Origin of the sequence: Corynebacterium pygosceleis (assembly GCF_016595275.2) — a bacterium.
GTDB lineage: Bacteria > Actinomycetota > Actinomycetes > Mycobacteriales > Mycobacteriaceae > Corynebacterium > Corynebacterium pygosceleis.
This window is the reverse complement of record NZ_JAENIQ020000003.1, coordinates 372201-388550: the sequence shown is the minus strand read 5'-3', so window position 1 is coordinate 388550 and position 16350 is coordinate 372201. Positions and strand designations below refer to the sequence as shown.

Sequence of the window (16350 nt, the reverse complement as noted above, 5' to 3'; positions counted from 1 at the left end):
AGCCACGCGGGCACGCGGGCAGGTCACCGCGGCGCCACGACGCAGGCGACCCGGGAAAGAGTTGAGGGGTGTCCAGCAACACACCCCCACCGCCTGCACACAACAATTAACACCGTTAGTTTGGGAGGCATGAAACCGCGGACGATCGGCGTGACAGAAGTAGCACTACGCGATGCACACCAGTCCCTCATGGCCACCCGCATGGCTCTGGAGGACATGACGGGCATCTGCGAGGACATCGACAACGCGGGCTACTGGTCCGTCGAATGCTGGGGCGGAGCGACCTTCGACGCCTGCATCCGCTTCCTCAACGAGGACCCCTGGGAACGGCTGCGCACCTTCCGGAAACTGATGCCCAACTCGAAACTCCAGATGCTGCTGCGCGGCCAGAACCTCCTCGGATACCGCCACTACGAGGACATGGTGGTGGACAAGTTCGTGGAACTGTCCGCCGAGAACGGCATGGACGTCTTCCGCGTGTTCGACGCCCTCAACGACCCCCGGAACCTCGAGCACGCCATGGCCGCCGTGAAGAACGTCGGCAGACACGCCCAGGGGACGATCTGCTACACCGTCTCCCCGCTGCACACCGTGGAGGGCTACATCGAACAGGCGGGACGCCTGCTCGACATGGGCGCGGACTCCATCGCGCTGAAGGACATGGCCGCACTGCTCAAGCCGCAGCCCGCCCACGACATCATCCGGGGCATCAAGGACACCTACGGCGAGGACACGCAGATCAACGTCCACTGCCACGCCACCACCGGCGTCACACTCGTCACCCTCATGAAGGCGATCGAGGCGGGCGCCGACGTCGTCGACACCGCCATCTCCTCGATGTCCCTCGGCCCGGGCCACAACCCCACCGAGTCCCTCGTCGAGATGCTCGAGGGCACCGGATACACCACCGACCTCGACATGGAACGGCTCATCACCATCCGCGACCACTTCAGGAAGGTCCGCCCCAGGTACGCCGAGTTCGAGTCGAAGACACTGGTGGACACCAACATCTTCCTCTCCCAGATCCCCGGCGGCATGTTGTCCAACATGGAGTCCCAGCTCAGGGCACAGGGCGCGGGCGACCGCATCGACGAGGTCATGCGGGAGGTCCCCGTGGTCCGCAAGGACGCCGGATACCCGCCGCTGGTGACCCCGAGCTCCCAGATCGTCGGCACGCAGGCCGTGTTCAACGTGCTCATGGGCCGGTACAAGGTCCTGACCGCCGAGTTCGCCGACCTCATGCTCGGCTACTACGGCGAGTGCATCGGTGAGCGCAACCCGGAGCTCATCGAGCAGGCGAAGAAACAGACCAGGAAGGAACCCATCACCTGCCGCCCGGCGGACCTCCTCGACCCCGAGTGGGACGAACTCGTCGAGCAGGCCGCGGCCCTCGAGGGAGCCGACGGCTCCGACGAGGACGTGATGACCAACGCCCTGTTCCCCGGCGTCGCCCCCGGATTCTTCACCACCCGCGACGAGGGTCCAAAGTCCGTCGGGAAAACAGCCGGACAACCCACGGAGGAGAAAAACGGGACGGGCACACACAACGCCCCGATCCGGGAACCCGTCACCTACCGCGTCAGTCTCGGCGGACGCAGTCAGACCGTCCGCGTCGAACCCGCCTAGACCAGCCCAACCACCTCACCGAAGGAACGGCCACCACCCATGGCACACGACAGCATGGACGCCCGACTCGCCGAACTCGCCGAACGCCGCGCGACGATCTTCGCCGGCGGCGGCGAGAAGAAGATCGCCGCACAACACGAACGCGGCAAACTCACCGCCAGGGAACGCATCGACCTCCTCGTCGACCCCGACACCTTCCAGGAGACCGGTGCCTTCACCACCCACCGCTCCACCCGCTTCGGAATGGACAAGGCGGCACTGCCCGCCGACGGCGTCGTCACCGGATCCGGCGCCGTCTTCGGCAGGCCCGTGCACATCGCATCCCAGGACTTCACCGTCATGGGCGGCTCAGCCGGCGAAGAACAGTCCATCAAGGTCGCCGCGATGATGCAGGCCTCCGCCACCACCGGAACCCCCTTCGTCCTCATCAACGACTCCGGCGGCGCCCGCGTCCAGGAGGGCATCGACTCACTCTCCGGCTACGGCAAGGTCTTCTACAACAACGTCCTGCTGTCCGGGGTGGTCCCGCAGATCTCCATCATCGCCGGCCCCTGCGCCGGAGGTGCCGCCTACTCCCCCGCACTGACGGACTTCGTGATCCAGACCCGCCGCGCCACCATGTTCATCACCGGCCCCGGCGTCATCAAAACGGTCACCGGCGAAGAGGTCACCGCCGACGAACTCGGCGGCGCCGACGCACACATGACCAGATCCGGAAACATCGACTTCATCGCCGACGATGACGAACAGGCCATCCTCCTCGCCCAGAAACTCCTGAGCTTCCTGCCGCAGAACAACACCGAGGAACCGCCGATCGTCGACCCCGACGACATCGTCGAGGACGACCCCGAACTCCGCGACATCGTCCCCGTCGACAACCGCCGTGGCTACGACGTCCGCGACGTCATCGGACACATCATCGACCACGGCGACTTCCTCGAGGTCCAGTCCGGATTCGCCCGTTCCCTCGTCGTCGGTTTCGGCCGCATCGTCGGCCGCACCGTAGGGTTCATCGCCAACCAACCCAGCGTCATGTCCGGCGTACTCGACATCGACTCCTCCGACAAGGCCTGCAAATTCATCCGCTTCTGCAACGCCTTCAACATCCCCCTCGTCACCCTCGTCGACGTCCCCGGCTTCATGCCCGGCGTCTCCCAGGAACACGGCGGCATCATCCGCCACGGCGCCAAGGTCCTCTACGCCTACTCCTCCGCCAGCGTCCCCAAGATCACCGTCGTCCTGCGCAAAGCCTACGGCGGCGCCTACGTCGCGATGTGCTCCAAGGACCTCGGCGCGGACAAGGTCTTCGCCTGGCCCACAGCCGAAATCGCCGTCATGGGTGCCGAGGGAGCAGTCAACGTCGTCTTCCGGCGCGAAATCGCCGAAGCCGACGACCCCGAAGCCCGCCGCGCGGAACTCGTCGAGGAATACCGCGACACCTTCTCCACCCCCTACATGGCCGCCAGCCGCGGCCTCGTCGACGAGATCATCGACCCCGCCACCACCCGCAGGGAAGTCGCCTACGCACTCGAACTACTCGCCGCCAAGCGCGTCCACCGTCCCGCGAAGAAACACGGGTTGGGGCCGGTGTAACTGGACCGACCCCCACGCACCACGGACACCGACAGGCCCCAGGAGAACACAGTGAACCGCACGACACATCCATCAGAACAGCCACCGGAACGAGAAAAACAGCTCGCCGACCTCGCCTCCCGACTGGCAGCCACCGACGACACCATCAGAGCCATGAGCGCACGCATCGACACCCTCGAACGTGAACTCGAGGAGCTGCGCCACCGCTCGGACGTGGAGATACCGGAGGACATCCTCATGGCCATCTCCGCCGCGGTATCGGCCTACCTCGGCAACTCCGGCAAGGTTCGCGCCGTCCGGTTCCACCGCCACCAGACCTGGGCGCAACAGGGACGCCGCGCCGTCCAGGTCCACCACGGAAACCAGATCTAACCCAACCAGCCCGTTTTCCCGTTGACCGCACCGCGCGCCGACACCGCCACCGCCCCCATCCGATCGCCCCGAAGGAGCACACCGCACATGAAACTCAAGGTAACCGTCAACGGCGTCGCCTACTCCGTGGACGTGGAGGTCGAGGAGGAGCAGCGTCCACGCGGAGCACTGCTCTCCACGGGCTCAGCTTCCGGCGCCGTCAACACCCCGGCGGCACCGACCACCGCATCCGTCCAGGGTGTGTCCTCCAACGCGGTCGTCGCTCCCCTCGCAGGAAGCGTGTCCAAGGTCCTCGTGGAAGAAGGCAGCGTCATCGAGGAGGGGCAGGTTCTCCTCCTGTTGGAAGCAATGAAGATGGAAACCGAGATCACCGCCCCCGCAGGCGGAACCGTCGCGACCCTGACTGTCAGCGTCGGCGAATCCGTCCAGGGTGGGCAGGTACTGGTGGAGATTGGTTAGAAACCGAAGAACATCTATCTGCACGCGCCGATAGCTTGGAATCCTTGACCGGAAAACCGCAGAGTCAGTTGCCCCCCGCCCACACAAGGAACCCAAAGAATTGGTCATGATCAGACTCAGCTACCGAGCACTGCCACCCCAACAGCATTTTTGAGGGACACAATACGGTCCCTTATTTTTGCACCAGTTTTTATCGATGCCGACGCTTCAACCCGAAACGGTAAGATTTAACGACAATTCCTCAATCGCATCAGACAGGACTTACGAAAATAAACCGCTAAGAACTGAAGCAGAAGATCGACGAGCTCATGCGCAAGTATCAGGATCGCGAGATTGACGGCGAAACATATGCGACAGAGATCATGAATCCGACCGCATCCGCCCAAGAAACGGAATGACAATTCCACAGGAGGGTCCCCCACTGCCGAAACTGGAAAATGAAGGAGACAGGATCAACTTGAACAGTCTGTGTCACACTCGGTGCAATGCCAACCGTTGACCTCTTAACACCAGAGTCAAGCATTAGACCCACACATCACACATGCATCGTGGGGAATATCCTCAACGCCCATGACGTCATGGATACCTGAGTAATCGGTAGTGAAAACCACAATGAGGTGGCTGCACTCATGTACCAGAGTGTGAGCTTTCAGAGAGGCGTCCCCGATCGAATGGAAAACGGAAAAATACGGACCGGGTCACAGACATTCACATGTTCCCTCCCGATAATTTTCCCCGGCAGTACCTCAACGGTTCCCTTTCTTCATCGCTTCCGCACGCCAGCACGTTCACCGTAATTATCGCGTGGTCCCCTCCTTCGTGCCATTCATGCACAGTTCCCCGAAACCATGCGACAGCACCTGAGATAAAGGGCACACCAAGTTCGCCGCGCCGCTCGATCTCCACCCCCGCGAAACGGTCCTCAACATGACGGGCGAACTGCACCGCCAGTTCGAGCTGATCAGACGCGAGCACGGAGATTCCGACCTCACGGCCTACAGCCAGGTGCGGCAACGACTTGGACCTGTTCTCGATACAAACGACCACCATCGCAGGTTCCAGGGACAGTGACGCGAAGGCACTGACCGTCAGCCCGATATCCATCCCTTCGGAATGGGTGGTCACCACCGTCACCCCGGAAGGGAACGATCCAACAGCGGTCCGTAGTTCGAGGCCCGTTACCGTTTCAGTCATGGTCACCTACTCTACCCCCTGACTTTCGCATTCGAAGGGCGCAGAAACTGGTTCAGTCGCCGAGAACGGATAGCTAGAGGGTGCTTTGCACGCGTGAGGTTCCCCGACATCAACGATGCAGGCACCGGACACAAGAAGAACCGCCACCCCACCGGCACTCCCCCATCATGGGGAGAGGACAGTGGTGTGGCGGTTCGTGGAACCAGCGGGAGATCAGGCCCCGAAGTCCACCTGGAAGGCGGTTGCGTCGAGGTCAGCGCTGATGGCTTCGACGATCTTCTCGGGTACCTCGGCGTCGACGCGGAGGATCAGTGTGGCACCGGTGCCGGAGGCGTCCTGCGACAGGGCTGCGGCGACGATGTTGATTCCTTCGCCACCGAGGTGGGTGCCGACCTTGCCCAGTGCACCGGGCTGGTCGGTGTAGTGGAGGAACAGGTTGCGGCCTTCGGCGCGCATGTCGAGTCCGCGTCCCTTGAGTCGGACGATCTTCTCCACGCGGTCGAGTCCGGCGAGGGTACCGACGACGGTGGCGGTGGTGCCGTCGGAGGCGATGGCCTTGACCTCTACGGCGGAGCGGTGGCTGACGGCTTCGCTTTCGGTGGTGACGGTGACCTCGACGCCGCGTTCCTCGGCGATGCGGGGGGCATTGACGAAGGTGACCTGTTCCTCGATCATCGAGGAGAACAGGCCGCGCATGGCGGAGAGTCCGAGGGAGTCGACCTTCTCGGTGGACAGTTCGCCGCGTGCGGTGACCTCGAGGGCTACGGGGGCGGTGTCGAGGAGTTCGCCGGCGACGAGGCCGAGTTTGCGGGAGAGGTCGAGCCAGAGGGCGACCTCTTCGCCGACGCGGCCGCCGGAGACGTTCACGGCGTCGGGGACGAACTCGCCGGCGAGTGCCTTGAGCACGCTGTCGGCGACGTCGGTGCCTGCACGGTCCTGCGCTTCGACGGTCGATGCACCGAGGTGCGGGGTGACGACGACCTCCTTGAGGCCGAACAGCGGCGAGTCGGTGCAGGGCTCGGAGGAGTAGACGTCGAAGCCTGCACCCCTGATGTGGCCGGAGGTGATCGCGTCGGCGAGCGCCTGCTCGTCGACGAGGCCGCCACGGGCGGCGTTGATGATGATCTGTCCCTTTTTGGCCTTGGCGAGCAGCTCGGCGTCGAACATGCCGGCGGTCTCCTTGGTCTTGGGGAGGTGGATCGTGACGAAGTCGCTGCGGCCCATGAGTTCGTCGAGTTCGACGAGTTCGACGCCGAGCTGCGCGGCGCGCGCGGGGTTGGCGTAGGGGTCGTGGGCGATGACGGTGGTCTCGAACGCGGCGAGGCGCTGGGCGAAGAGCTGGCCGATGTGGCCGAAGCCGACGATGCCGACGGTCTTGCCGAAGATCTCGACGCCCTGGAAGGAGGAGCGCTTCCATTCACCGTCGCGCAGGGTGGCGTCGGCGGCGGGGATCTGGCGGGCGGTGGACAGCAGCAGCGAGATGGCGTGCTCGCAGGCGGAGTGGATGTTGGAGGTCGGGGCGTTGGCCACCATGACGCCGCGTTCGGTGGCGGCGGCGATGTCGACGTTGTCGAGGCCGACGCCGGCACGGCCGACGATGGTCAGCTTCTTCGCCGCTTCGAGGACCTCACGGTCGACGGTGGTCGCGGAACGGACGAGCAGGGCGTCGGCGTCGCCGACTGCGGCGAGGAGCTCGGGGCGGTTGGGTCCGTCGACCCAACGCACCTCCACGCCGTCGCCGAGGGCGTCGACGGTGGACTGTGCGAGCTTGTCTGCGATGAGTACTACCGGGCGGCCATTCTGGCTCACGTTCTTACTCCTGGAGTGCTGGTTGCGTCCGCGTCCGGGCAGGCACGACCGCGTCGGCCCGGGGCGGGTCCACGCCGGCAAAAGGTGGCGTGCGACTGCGCTTCAGTCTAGACCGTGCTGTCCGTGTGTCCACCGTGGGCACCCGAGACGGATGATTTGGTGGTGCACACCACAGTTCGGTGCCCCGGAACCGGGGTTGCGGTGGGGTGCGGCGGATGGGGTTCTACTGGTAGCTGACAAACCACGGGTGGGGTTCGATGTCCATCGTCTGCTCCGGGGTGAACATCGGGGTGTCTTCGTCGATGAAGTTCTTCCACGCGATGAAGTAGCGGGGGTCGAGGTCCTGGCGGAGGGTGTCGAAGGTGGCGAACTTGTCGCCCGCCGAACCGTGTCCGTCGGCGTGGAGGACGAAGGCGAGTTCGGGGTGTCCGAGGTTGATGTTCTCGCGGTCGCGGATCATCTGGAGCTGGAACTGGTGCAGGATGAAGGCCTTCTGCGGGAGGTTGTTGTCTGCGGTGAGTTCGGCGAGCCAGTCGGCGACCTCGTTGACCTCCTCCGCCCGGACGTGTCCCACCTGCTGGAGCGGAACCTCGTCGGGTCCGAGTTTCCATTCGGCGTCCAGCGCCAGGCCGACGTTGGGGAGCTTGAGCAGATCGGTGTAGATCTTCGCCTGGTCGATCAGGCGGGCGCGTCCGGGTTGGAGGTCGAGGACGGCGTAGCCGCCGGCCTCGGTCACGGCGTCGATGTAGGGGCGGAGTTCCTCCGGGTCGGCTTCGTTGGAGTAGTCGCCGTCGGGTCCGGGTGAGGATGAGGCGACTGTGGCGATGATCTCGAAGGCGGGGATGACCGGTTCCTCGGCGAGGGGCGCGTACTGCGCGACGAGCTCATCCAGGTGCGCGACGGATTCTTCGGGGTTCCGCTCCCCCATGATGCCGAGTGCGCCGCCGGAGGGGTGCCCGTAGTAGGCGACCATGCGTCGCCCGGGGAACACGAGTTGTCCGCCGCCGGGCTGTTCGGCGGTGACCGTGGTGGCGAGTTCGGTGGCGCGGGTGAACTGCTCCGTTGTTCCGAAGACCTCACCGAGGGCGATGACGGGGCCGCCGTCGAGACTGCGGACAAGTTCTACGGAGTGATCGCTGATGCGGGGGTCCGCGTGGTCCAGGATCTCGACGTCGGCGCCTGCGGCACGGGCCGTGGCGACGGCGGCGACACCGGTACCGGGGGCCGCGAGAACGAGTGGTGCGCGGTCGTTGTCGTCACTGCTGCGGGTGGGGAGTTTTCCGGTGTCCGTGGTGTCGGCGGCGTCACCGTCGGCGGGTTGTCCAGGGTCCGACCCGAGGAGGTCACCGGCGTTGAGGGCGGTGACCTGACGGAGCAGTCCTGCGGGGGTGTGCTCCGGTGCGACCGGCTCGGGTGCGGTACCGGTGAGTGCCCGGAAAGCGGCGGGTGTGCCGTCGTCGGTGTGGACGGTGAGCGTGTCGGGGAGGTCCGGTGCGGTGTCTCCGACGGTGAGGACATCCCCAGCACCGAGGCGTCCGATCTCGGTCGCGAGTGCGGCGTCGTTGGTTCCGGTGGCGGTGAGCATGGGGAGCCCTGTCGTGACGGCGATACTGGCGGCGCGCTGCTGGCTGACCGGATCGGGGGCCGCGATGACGGCGGCGGGGGCGGCGGTGAAGAACAGTTCACTGATGTCGGTGCCGGAGAGGTCCTTGTCGGCTATGACCTGCGGGGTGGTTCCGTAGCGTTCGGCGATCGCCGGGGTCGCCGGGTCCGTTGCGGACCGCCCGGCGCGTTGACCGGGGGGCGTCCCCCCGGTGTCACCGGATGAGCAGGCGACGAGTGCACTTCCGGTGATCACCGTTCCGCAGAGCAGCGCGAGGACGCGTCGGCGGTTCGGGGTCATGGGTCTGTGGTTACGGGACATGCGGCTGGATCGCCTCTCTCATCGGATCGGTGCGGGGATCTGACGGTACTAGGAGCGGTAGTGTGCGCCGGCGACCACCCCTGGTGCCGTCACTACTGTTCGTGTGTCAGGAACCGTTGTCCTGCATGTCCGTCTCGTTCCCGGTTCCGTCGGGGCCCTCGTCCGTGTTCCCGGTTTCGACGCCGGTCGGGGTGGGGGCGAAGGCGTCGGGACCCTCCTCGCCGCCACCGAGGTTGGTTTCATCGACGTCGCGGATGACGTCCTTGCCCATGGCTTCCTCGATCATGCGGCGTAGTCGGGCGCGGCGGTCGATGAAGAAACCGTCGGAACCGGTCTGACGGAGCAGTTCCGGGTCGAGGAGGTGGCTGGCGAGCACCGCGTCGAATTCGTCGTCGTCCATGAGGGACTTGGACTGCACGCGGGTGAGGTAGCGGGCGGGTTCGGAGCCGTCCATGACCATCTCGGTACGGAGACTGAGCGGGGTGCGGTTGAGGACGCTGTCGGCGAGCATCCGGTTGACGCCGGTGCGTCGGCAGTACTGGGGCGGGAAGATCGGGTGGAACCCCTCCTCCCCTTCGACGAGGTTCGTGGCGTTGAAGGTTCCTCCGGTGCGCCAGTCGCGTGCACCGCGCCCCATGAGCAGTGCGTGGGTCCCCTTCCAGACGCCTGAGTCGGGGCCGACGCTGAGGAGTCGGGATTCGACGAAGCGGGCGTCGGCGATGGAGTCGGGTTCGGGGGTGTCACCGTCACCGGTGACCGCGTCACGGACCCACGGGGTGACCTGGTTGACGTCACGTCCGGTCCGGACGATGACGGAGGCGGAGCCGTAGAGTTCACCGAACACACCGGACCAGAACCAGCGGTTGAGTCGGTCGGTCGCGGTACCGTCGGTCAGGGCGCCGGGAGTGTCGCCGAGAAGTGCGAGGATCACGGCGAGGGGGATGATCTGGGCGTTGTAGGGGATCCGGGAGGCGTCGGTGATGCACTTGTCCTCCAGGAACGCGGCGGCCGCGATGAAGGCGTCGAGGGTGCGTCGGGCGGCTGAGGCGTAGTCGGCGAGGGTGAGCCGCAGAATGTCCTCCCGGTGTCCGCTGGCGTGTCCTCGGGCGGCGGTGACCAGGAGTGTGACGGCGGTGAAGAAGGCGGTTCTGTCGATACCGTCGAGAACGGGATGTGTCCGCAGGGTCTTCTCGATGTCACTCCACGAGTCGGAGAGCCGGAAATCCGGGTCCTCGCTGGCGAACACGGCGGTGAGGAGGTCGACGACGTCCATCTGGAGCCCGGCGGAGTTCGCCTGGGAGAAGATGGATCCGACGCCGCCCTGTGCGGTCTCCCGGTCGAGGCGGATGATCGGGACGGAGTAGCGCACAAGCGGTTTCGCGACGGTGTTGTTGAAGCGTTTCACCCGTTCCCGGGTGACCGCGTCGGCGCCGTCGAGGAAGTCGAAGAGCATGTCGGTGCCCTCGTCCTCAAGCAGTGCGGACACGGGGACCAGTCCGTGGGCGCGTGCGCTCGCGTGGTCGGGGATGCCGCCGGGGATCCGCGGGCCGTAGTGGGACTTGACCTCACCGTCGGCGTCGACGGAGATCACCGCCTCGTCGGGCATGATGTCCTCGGACACGGCCTTGTCCACGTCGACGTAGAACCGGCGCTGGATGCGCATGCTGCGGAAGTCGACGGTGTCGACGAGTCCGTTGCCGCGCAGGCAGTGGTAGAGGGTGGTGAGTCGCTGCTGCCCGTCGAGGATCAGCATGCCGGGGTTCCGTCCGGTGTCCGGCGCGCCGGACAGCGGGCGGGGCCGGAAACGCATCGGCTCGTTACGGGTGTCCAGCGCCATGAGGCAGCCGATCGGGTAGCCACGCAGGACCGTCACGATCAGGGACCGGATTCGGTCGACGTTCCAGCTGTAGTCCCGCTGGAAGTCGGGGAGTTGGACGTCGCCACGGTCGATGCGGGCGAAGAGATCGGTGAGGTCGTAGCTCGGTGTGGTGAAACCCATGCCGATGACTCTATCGGGCTTCGTCAACATCTGCGCTACCGGCACATGAAACCCCGGTGACCTCAGTGTCACGGTCACCGGGGTGCGGGGTGTCAGGGAGCGTCAGTCGTGAACCTCGGCCTCGTGTTCGGCGTGGTCGGCGGTCTCGATCTGGATGGTGGCGTGGGAGACACCGATCTTCTCGAGCCGGTGGTTGGCGACGTCGAGGATGTTGCAGCCGGATTCGACACGGTCCGGTTCGATGACGAGGTGACAGGTGGCGATGAGCTCGTTCCCGTCCATGGTCCACACATGGAGGTCGTGGACGGTCTCCACCCCGGGGATCTCCTCGAGCGCCACGCGGATCTCGTTCAGATCGACGTGCCCGGGGACACGTTCCATCAGGACCCGCATGGCGTCCAGGAGCAGCCTCATGGACCTGGGCAGGATGATCGCGGCGATGACGATGGAGGCGATGGTGTCGGCGAGGATGAATCCGGTGGCACGGACGATGAGTCCGGCGATGATGACGGCGACGGATCCGAGCATGTCGGAGAGGACGTGGAGGTAGGCTCCGCGCATGTTCATGCTGTCGTGCTGACGGCGTACGAGCAGCAGCGCGGATCCCCCGTTGGCGATCAGACCGATGACGGCGACGACGAGCATCATCGTCGTGTCGATCTCCCCGTGTCCACCGAGTCTCTTGATCGCCTCGATGACGATCCAGATGGAGATGGCGCCGACGGACAACGCGTTGACGGCTGCGGCGATGACCTCGATTCGTCGGTATCCGAAGGTCGCGGAGGTGTTGGCCGCACGCCGACCTATGAGGATGGCTACGAGCGCGATGACCAGTCCCGCGGAGTCGGAGAGCATGTGGGCGGCGTCCGCGAGGAGCGCGAGCGAACCGGAGAGCAGACCGAAGATGACCTCCGCGAGGAAGATCGTCGTGGTCAGGATGATGACGCCGATCAGAGCCTTCAGCGATTTCGGGGCATGCGAGTGGGCGTGCCCGCCATGGTCATGGTCGTGACCATGCCCGTGCCCGCCATGGTCATGGTCGTGGACGTGGGCGCTGTGGGAGTGGTCGTGCTCGTGATGCTCCCCGATTCTCGTGGTGTCGCTCATGGGCTAGACCCTATCCCAGCCAACCCCTTATTGAAACCTTATTGAAAACGTGTGGGGGTTACGCTGCGGTAACACATGAAGAATCCCCTCCATTATCGACTGCGGTGCACCGTAAAACCCCTCACCACAAGGGCAAAGAACTAAGCACCGCCTTACCTGAAACGATTGCCGGTTTCATCGACTCCCCGACCTGCATCACCCCCATCCACCCCCGGGAACACCGTGTCCGGGGCGGTCGCCCCAGCACCGGCGCGCGCGGCGGCGCCGGTGCTCCGGGCGGAAAAGCCGCCGCACCACCGTCGGGTGGTGACACGACGGTGGTGCGGCGGAGCCCGTGAGCTTCAGATGTTTTCCCGTGACATCAGTGGGGGTTGATCACGCGACCCCAGGTGGACTTGTTGCCCCAGATGTTCTGGCGCAGTCCCTCGAGCTGGAGCACCTGGGAGTGGTCGACGAAGAGGTTGCACTCGTTGCCGTAGTTCTTGACGTACCACTCGAAGACGGGTCCGTCCGCGGCCTCGAACATGACGTTCTCGAGGCCGAGTCCGTTGATGATGGACGCCGCGGCGCCGGTGTTCCATTCCCTGACGTTCTCGGTGATGCCCTCCGACTCGATCATGATGATCGAGGCGCCCGCGTCCAGGGCGCGCTTGCCCCGGTCGACGAGGTCCCCGATGTCCTTGGCGGATTCCGCGGCGAGTTCGGCCTCGGAGGAGTCACCGCCGGAACCGATCTGGATGCCGAGCTCCGGCTTCGCCTTCAGGCCGGCCTTGACGACCTTCTCCACGAGGCGCTCGAGGCCGGAGGTCGGGAGCATGATGAAGCCGGTGGAGATCTCGATGACGTCGAAACCGACCTCCTTGGCCTCCTTGAGGTAGTGGTCGACGGCGTCGTCACCGTAGCGCAGGACGGTCTCGATCCAGCCACCCGAGCTGACGTAGGCGTCATATTCGTGGGCTATGTCGGAGAATCTGCGGACCTGCTCCGGCGGGCACAGGGCGAAGGAGCCGCCGGCCCATTTGATGCCGTCGACCCACTGCCCGGCCATGTCGAACACGTCCTGGAGATGGCGTGTCCCGAAGGTGTCGTAGTAGGGGGCGCGGATCTCGGTCATGCCGTAGGAGCGCGGCTTCGCGGGACGCTTGGCGCGGGGGACGAAGTTGAAGGAGACATCGAAGTCGATGGCGTTGGACATGGTGGTGATTTCCTTTCTGTTTCCGGTGCGGGATCAGGAGCGGGTCGTGGAGACCCGGGCGAGGAGGTCGGTGAGTTCGGAGATCCGGGCGACGTCGTCGAGGCGGTGGACGGTGTCGCAGATCTCGGTGCGCAGTGCCTCATCGGCGAAGGGGGCGGCCAGTGCGGTGAACTTCGCGACGGCACCGTCCCAGTCGAGCGGCTGCGAGTGGAAACCGTCGTAGGCGGCTTCCACGGCGTGATACTCGGTGCCGTCGTTCATGACGATGACGAGATCCGCCGGCATCTCGTTCGGGAACCGGTCGGAGAACTCGTCCGACGGGGTGATGGTGACCTTGCCCATGAGCGTCTGCACGTCATCGGCGACGATGCGCTCCGGCTCGTACTGCGCCGGGTTGAGTTCACCGTCGAGGATCGTCACGGCCAGCATCCACGGCAGGGAGTGATCGGCCTCCTCCTTGGTCCGGATGGAGCGCTTGTCCCCCTCTTCCCCACCACCGATGATCGAGTAGGCGACGTCGAAGGTGGTCAGGCGCACCTCCCTGATCTCGGCCGGATCGAAGTCATGCTTCCCCTTGAGCTCCAGCGCCGCCTCGAGGGCGGACTGGGAGTGGATCTCGGCGTTGTATTTCTTGATGATGGTGCGGGTGACGGACTCGAGGTCCTCCTTCGACCAGTCGAGTTCGTAGTCGCCGGCGAGCGCCTTGAATCCCTTGTTCCCCTCGAAGACCTCCTCGGGGCCGGTGATTCCCTTCCCCGCGAGAAGTGCGTAGAACATGCCCTCCTTTGAGGTGTGCGGGTAGGCCAGGCCCTTCCAGTGGGACAGGTTGCCGGTGCGGGTGACACGGAGCGCGACGTTGGCGGTCGCCGTCATCGCGGCGGCGTTGGCGATGGCGTCGGCGTCCAGGCCGAGGGCGAGTGCGGCCGACGCACCGGCGGCGAAGGCGCCCTGGGTGGTGTGGTCGAAACCGAGCGCACGCACGGGTGCGACATCGGAGAGCCGGGTGTGGATCTGGTAGGCGACGGCGAAGGCCGTGAGGAAGTCCCGTCCCGACGCGTCGGCAACCTCGGCGGCGGCGAGAACCGCGCCCATGTTGTCGGAGGGGTGGTTGGTCTCCCCCTTGGCGAGGTAGGCGTCCATGAAGTCGAGGTAGCGGGATGCCGCGGAGTTGTGGAACGCGGCGAGGTCGGCGGAGGTCTTTCCGCCGCCGATGAGAGTGGCCTGTCCGTTGCCGCCGAGATCCCCGTTGAGCGATCTGATGGCGACGAGGACGTCGGAGTCGAGTGCGCCGATGGCGACGCCGAGAGTGTCGAGGACGCGGATCTTCAGCTGCTCGAGTGCCTCCGGCGACATCTGTTCGAGCCTGGCGTTCGCGGCGAAGTCGGCCATCCGCTGCACTTCGGTGCGGGTCGTGGTCACGGGGTACATACCTTTCCGGTGGGGCAGCCTCGGAAGGTACGGCGTCCGCCGTCCCACACCCCACACTGTTGACGAAGGCTGGCCCCAACAGTACGAGCGTCCTGTTTTGTGTCAATACCTTCCGTACCTCGGTTTCAGCACGGTTCCACACCGGAACCGCTCCCCGCCGTCACCCTGCGCACGGGGTCCCACCGGAGCGCCTCACTCCCCCACCCCACCCGTTTTTCCTCCCCCGCCCCGACACCTCATCCGGGAACCGTCACCGCCCCACCGACAGTCGTCGTCGCTGGGACAGACACTGCGGCGGTCCACAGGTCGAAGTGACCCCTGTCAGGTTCCGCGCCGCAAACCCCGTGAACGCCTCACCCGGGGAACGATGCGGAACACGTCACCCCAACCACCCCTCAACACCCCCACACGCCATTTACACCAGAAATCGACGGAGAAGAAATTTCCCAACCCCCAATCACCCCCGCAAACCCCCCGACGCCGCCCCGGCACCCCGACCCGCAACCACAGCGGGACAGCTCCCGGACAGACGGACACCCGCCGGGTGGTCGTCCGTGGACGACCACCCGGCGGGTGTCCGGCGATGTACCGCGGAAGTCGGATCAGGCGGTGGCGTCGAGCGGGTTCTTGACCCAGCTCATCAGGTCACGCAGCTTGACACCGGTCTTCTCGATCGGGTGCTCGGCGATCTTCGCGCGCATGCCCTCGAGTTCCTTGTTGCCACCCTCGACGTTGGCGATGAGGCGCTTGACGAAGGTGCCGTCCTGGATGTCCGTGAGGACCTCCTTCATGCGCTCCTTGGTTCCGGCGTCGATGATGCGCGGGCCCGCGACGTAGCCGCCGAACTCGGCGGTGTCGGAGATGGAGTAGTTCATGTTCTCCAGGCCGCCCTCCCAGATGAGGTCGACGATGAGTTTCATCTCGTGGAGAACCTCGAAGTAGGCCATCTCGGGGGCGTAACCGGCCTCGGTCAGCACCTCGAAGCCCTGCATCATCAGGGACTCGAGTCCACCACAGAGCACGACCTGCTCACCGAAGAGATCGGTCTCCGTCTCCTCGCGGAAGGTGGTCGGAATGACACCCGCGCGGGCGCCACCGATGGCTGCGGCGTAGGACAGGGCGAGATCCCGGCCCTCTCCCTTCGGATCCTGGTCGACGGCGATGAGGCAGGGAACTCCCTTGCCGTCGACGAACTGACGGCGGACCAGGTGTCCGGGACCCTTCGGGGCGACCATGGCGACGGTGATGTCGTCGGCCGGCTCGATGAGGTCGAAGTGGATGTTCAGGCCGTGACCGAAGAAGAGGGCGTTGCCGGCGACGAGGTTCGGTGCGATCTCCTCGGTGAAGATCTGCGCCTGGGAGGTGTCGGGGGCGAGGAGCATGATGACGTCGGCCCACTTCGCGGCCTCGGCGTTGGATTTGACCTCGAAACCGGCCTCACGGGCCTTGTCCGCGGACTTCGAGCCGTCACGGAGGCCGATGCAGACCTCGACGCCCGAGTCCCGGAGACACTGTGCGTGTGCGTGTCCCTGGGAACCGTAGCCGATGATCGCGACCTTACGGTCCTGGATGATCGACAGGTCGGCGTCGTCGTCGTAGAGCACTTCAATGGCCATGGTGTTGTGTGTTCCTTTTCTACGGGAT

Annotated in this window: 12 protein-coding genes; 4 read left to right on the top strand and 8 right to left on the bottom strand. The window is 65.3% G+C overall.

Annotation, left to right across the window (positions count from 1 at the left end; translation table 11 throughout):
* The first annotated feature begins 129 nt into the window (after window positions 1-129).
* The 4 genes from JIM94_RS08225 (at window position 130) to JIM94_RS08210 (ending at window position 4050) form a co-directional block, all read left to right on the top strand.
* Window positions 130-1626, top strand: a complete 1497-nt coding sequence (locus JIM94_RS08225; RefSeq protein ID WP_200251784.1) for a methylmalonyl-CoA carboxytransferase subunit 5S — start codon at window positions 130-132, stop codon at window positions 1624-1626.
* Between the two features lie 39 nt (window positions 1627-1665).
* Window positions 1666-3219, top strand: coding sequence for an acyl-CoA carboxylase subunit beta (locus tag JIM94_RS08220; RefSeq protein WP_200251782.1), 1554 nt, complete (start codon window positions 1666-1668; stop codon window positions 3217-3219).
* Window positions 3220-3372: 153 nt separating this feature from the next.
* Window positions 3373-3591, top strand: coding sequence for a hypothetical protein (locus JIM94_RS08215; protein ID WP_200252181.1), 219 nt, complete (start codon window positions 3373-3375; stop codon window positions 3589-3591).
* An 87-nt stretch (window positions 3592-3678) separates the two neighbouring features.
* Window positions 3679-4050, top strand: a complete 372-nt coding sequence (locus tag JIM94_RS08210; RefSeq protein ID WP_200251779.1) for a biotin/lipoyl-containing protein — start codon at window positions 3679-3681, stop codon at window positions 4048-4050.
* Between the two features lie 708 nt (window positions 4051-4758).
* On the opposite strand, the gene JIM94_RS08205 is transcribed toward JIM94_RS08210, so the two are convergent.
* From JIM94_RS08205 to ilvC, 8 genes are all read right to left on the bottom strand, one after another.
* Window positions 4759-5244, bottom strand: a complete 486-nt coding sequence (locus JIM94_RS08205; protein ID WP_200251777.1) for a flavin reductase family protein — start codon at window positions 5242-5244, stop codon at window positions 4759-4761.
* A gap of 213 nt (window positions 5245-5457) precedes the next feature.
* Window positions 5458-7053 (bottom strand): phosphoglycerate dehydrogenase, encoded by a 1596-nt coding sequence (serA, locus tag JIM94_RS08200; protein WP_200251774.1) that lies wholly within the window; start codon window positions 7051-7053, stop codon window positions 5458-5460.
* Window positions 7054-7276: 223 nt separating this feature from the next.
* A complete protein-coding gene (locus JIM94_RS08195) occupies window positions 7277-8956 on the bottom strand; it encodes an MBL fold metallo-hydrolase (RefSeq protein ID WP_200251771.1) in 1680 nt (559 codons plus the stop codon).
* Window positions 8957-9083: 127 nt separating this feature from the next.
* Entirely contained in the window at window positions 9084-10976 is a 1893-nt protein-coding gene (locus JIM94_RS08190; protein ID WP_200251769.1) for a GmrSD restriction endonuclease domain-containing protein, read from the bottom strand.
* A gap of 102 nt (window positions 10977-11078) precedes the next feature.
* Entirely contained in the window at window positions 11079-12083 is a 1005-nt protein-coding gene (locus JIM94_RS08185) for a cation diffusion facilitator family transporter (RefSeq protein WP_200251763.1), read from the bottom strand.
* 361 nt (window positions 12084-12444) lie between these two features.
* Window positions 12445-13278 carry a phosphosulfolactate synthase gene (locus JIM94_RS08180; RefSeq protein WP_200251760.1) on the bottom strand — a complete coding sequence of 278 codons (834 nt, stop codon included), beginning with the start codon at window positions 13276-13278 and terminating at the stop codon, window positions 12445-12447.
* 33 nt (window positions 13279-13311) lie between these two features.
* Window positions 13312-14667 carry an MmgE/PrpD family protein gene (locus JIM94_RS08175; protein ID WP_234039165.1) on the bottom strand — a complete coding sequence of 452 codons (1356 nt, stop codon included), beginning with the start codon at window positions 14665-14667 and terminating at the stop codon, window positions 13312-13314.
* A gap of 641 nt (window positions 14668-15308) precedes the next feature.
* Window positions 15309-16322 carry a ketol-acid reductoisomerase gene (gene ilvC / locus JIM94_RS08170; protein WP_200251742.1) on the bottom strand — a complete coding sequence of 338 codons (1014 nt, stop codon included), beginning with the start codon at window positions 16320-16322 and terminating at the stop codon, window positions 15309-15311.
* Between the last annotated feature and the right edge of the window lie 28 nt (window positions 16323-16350).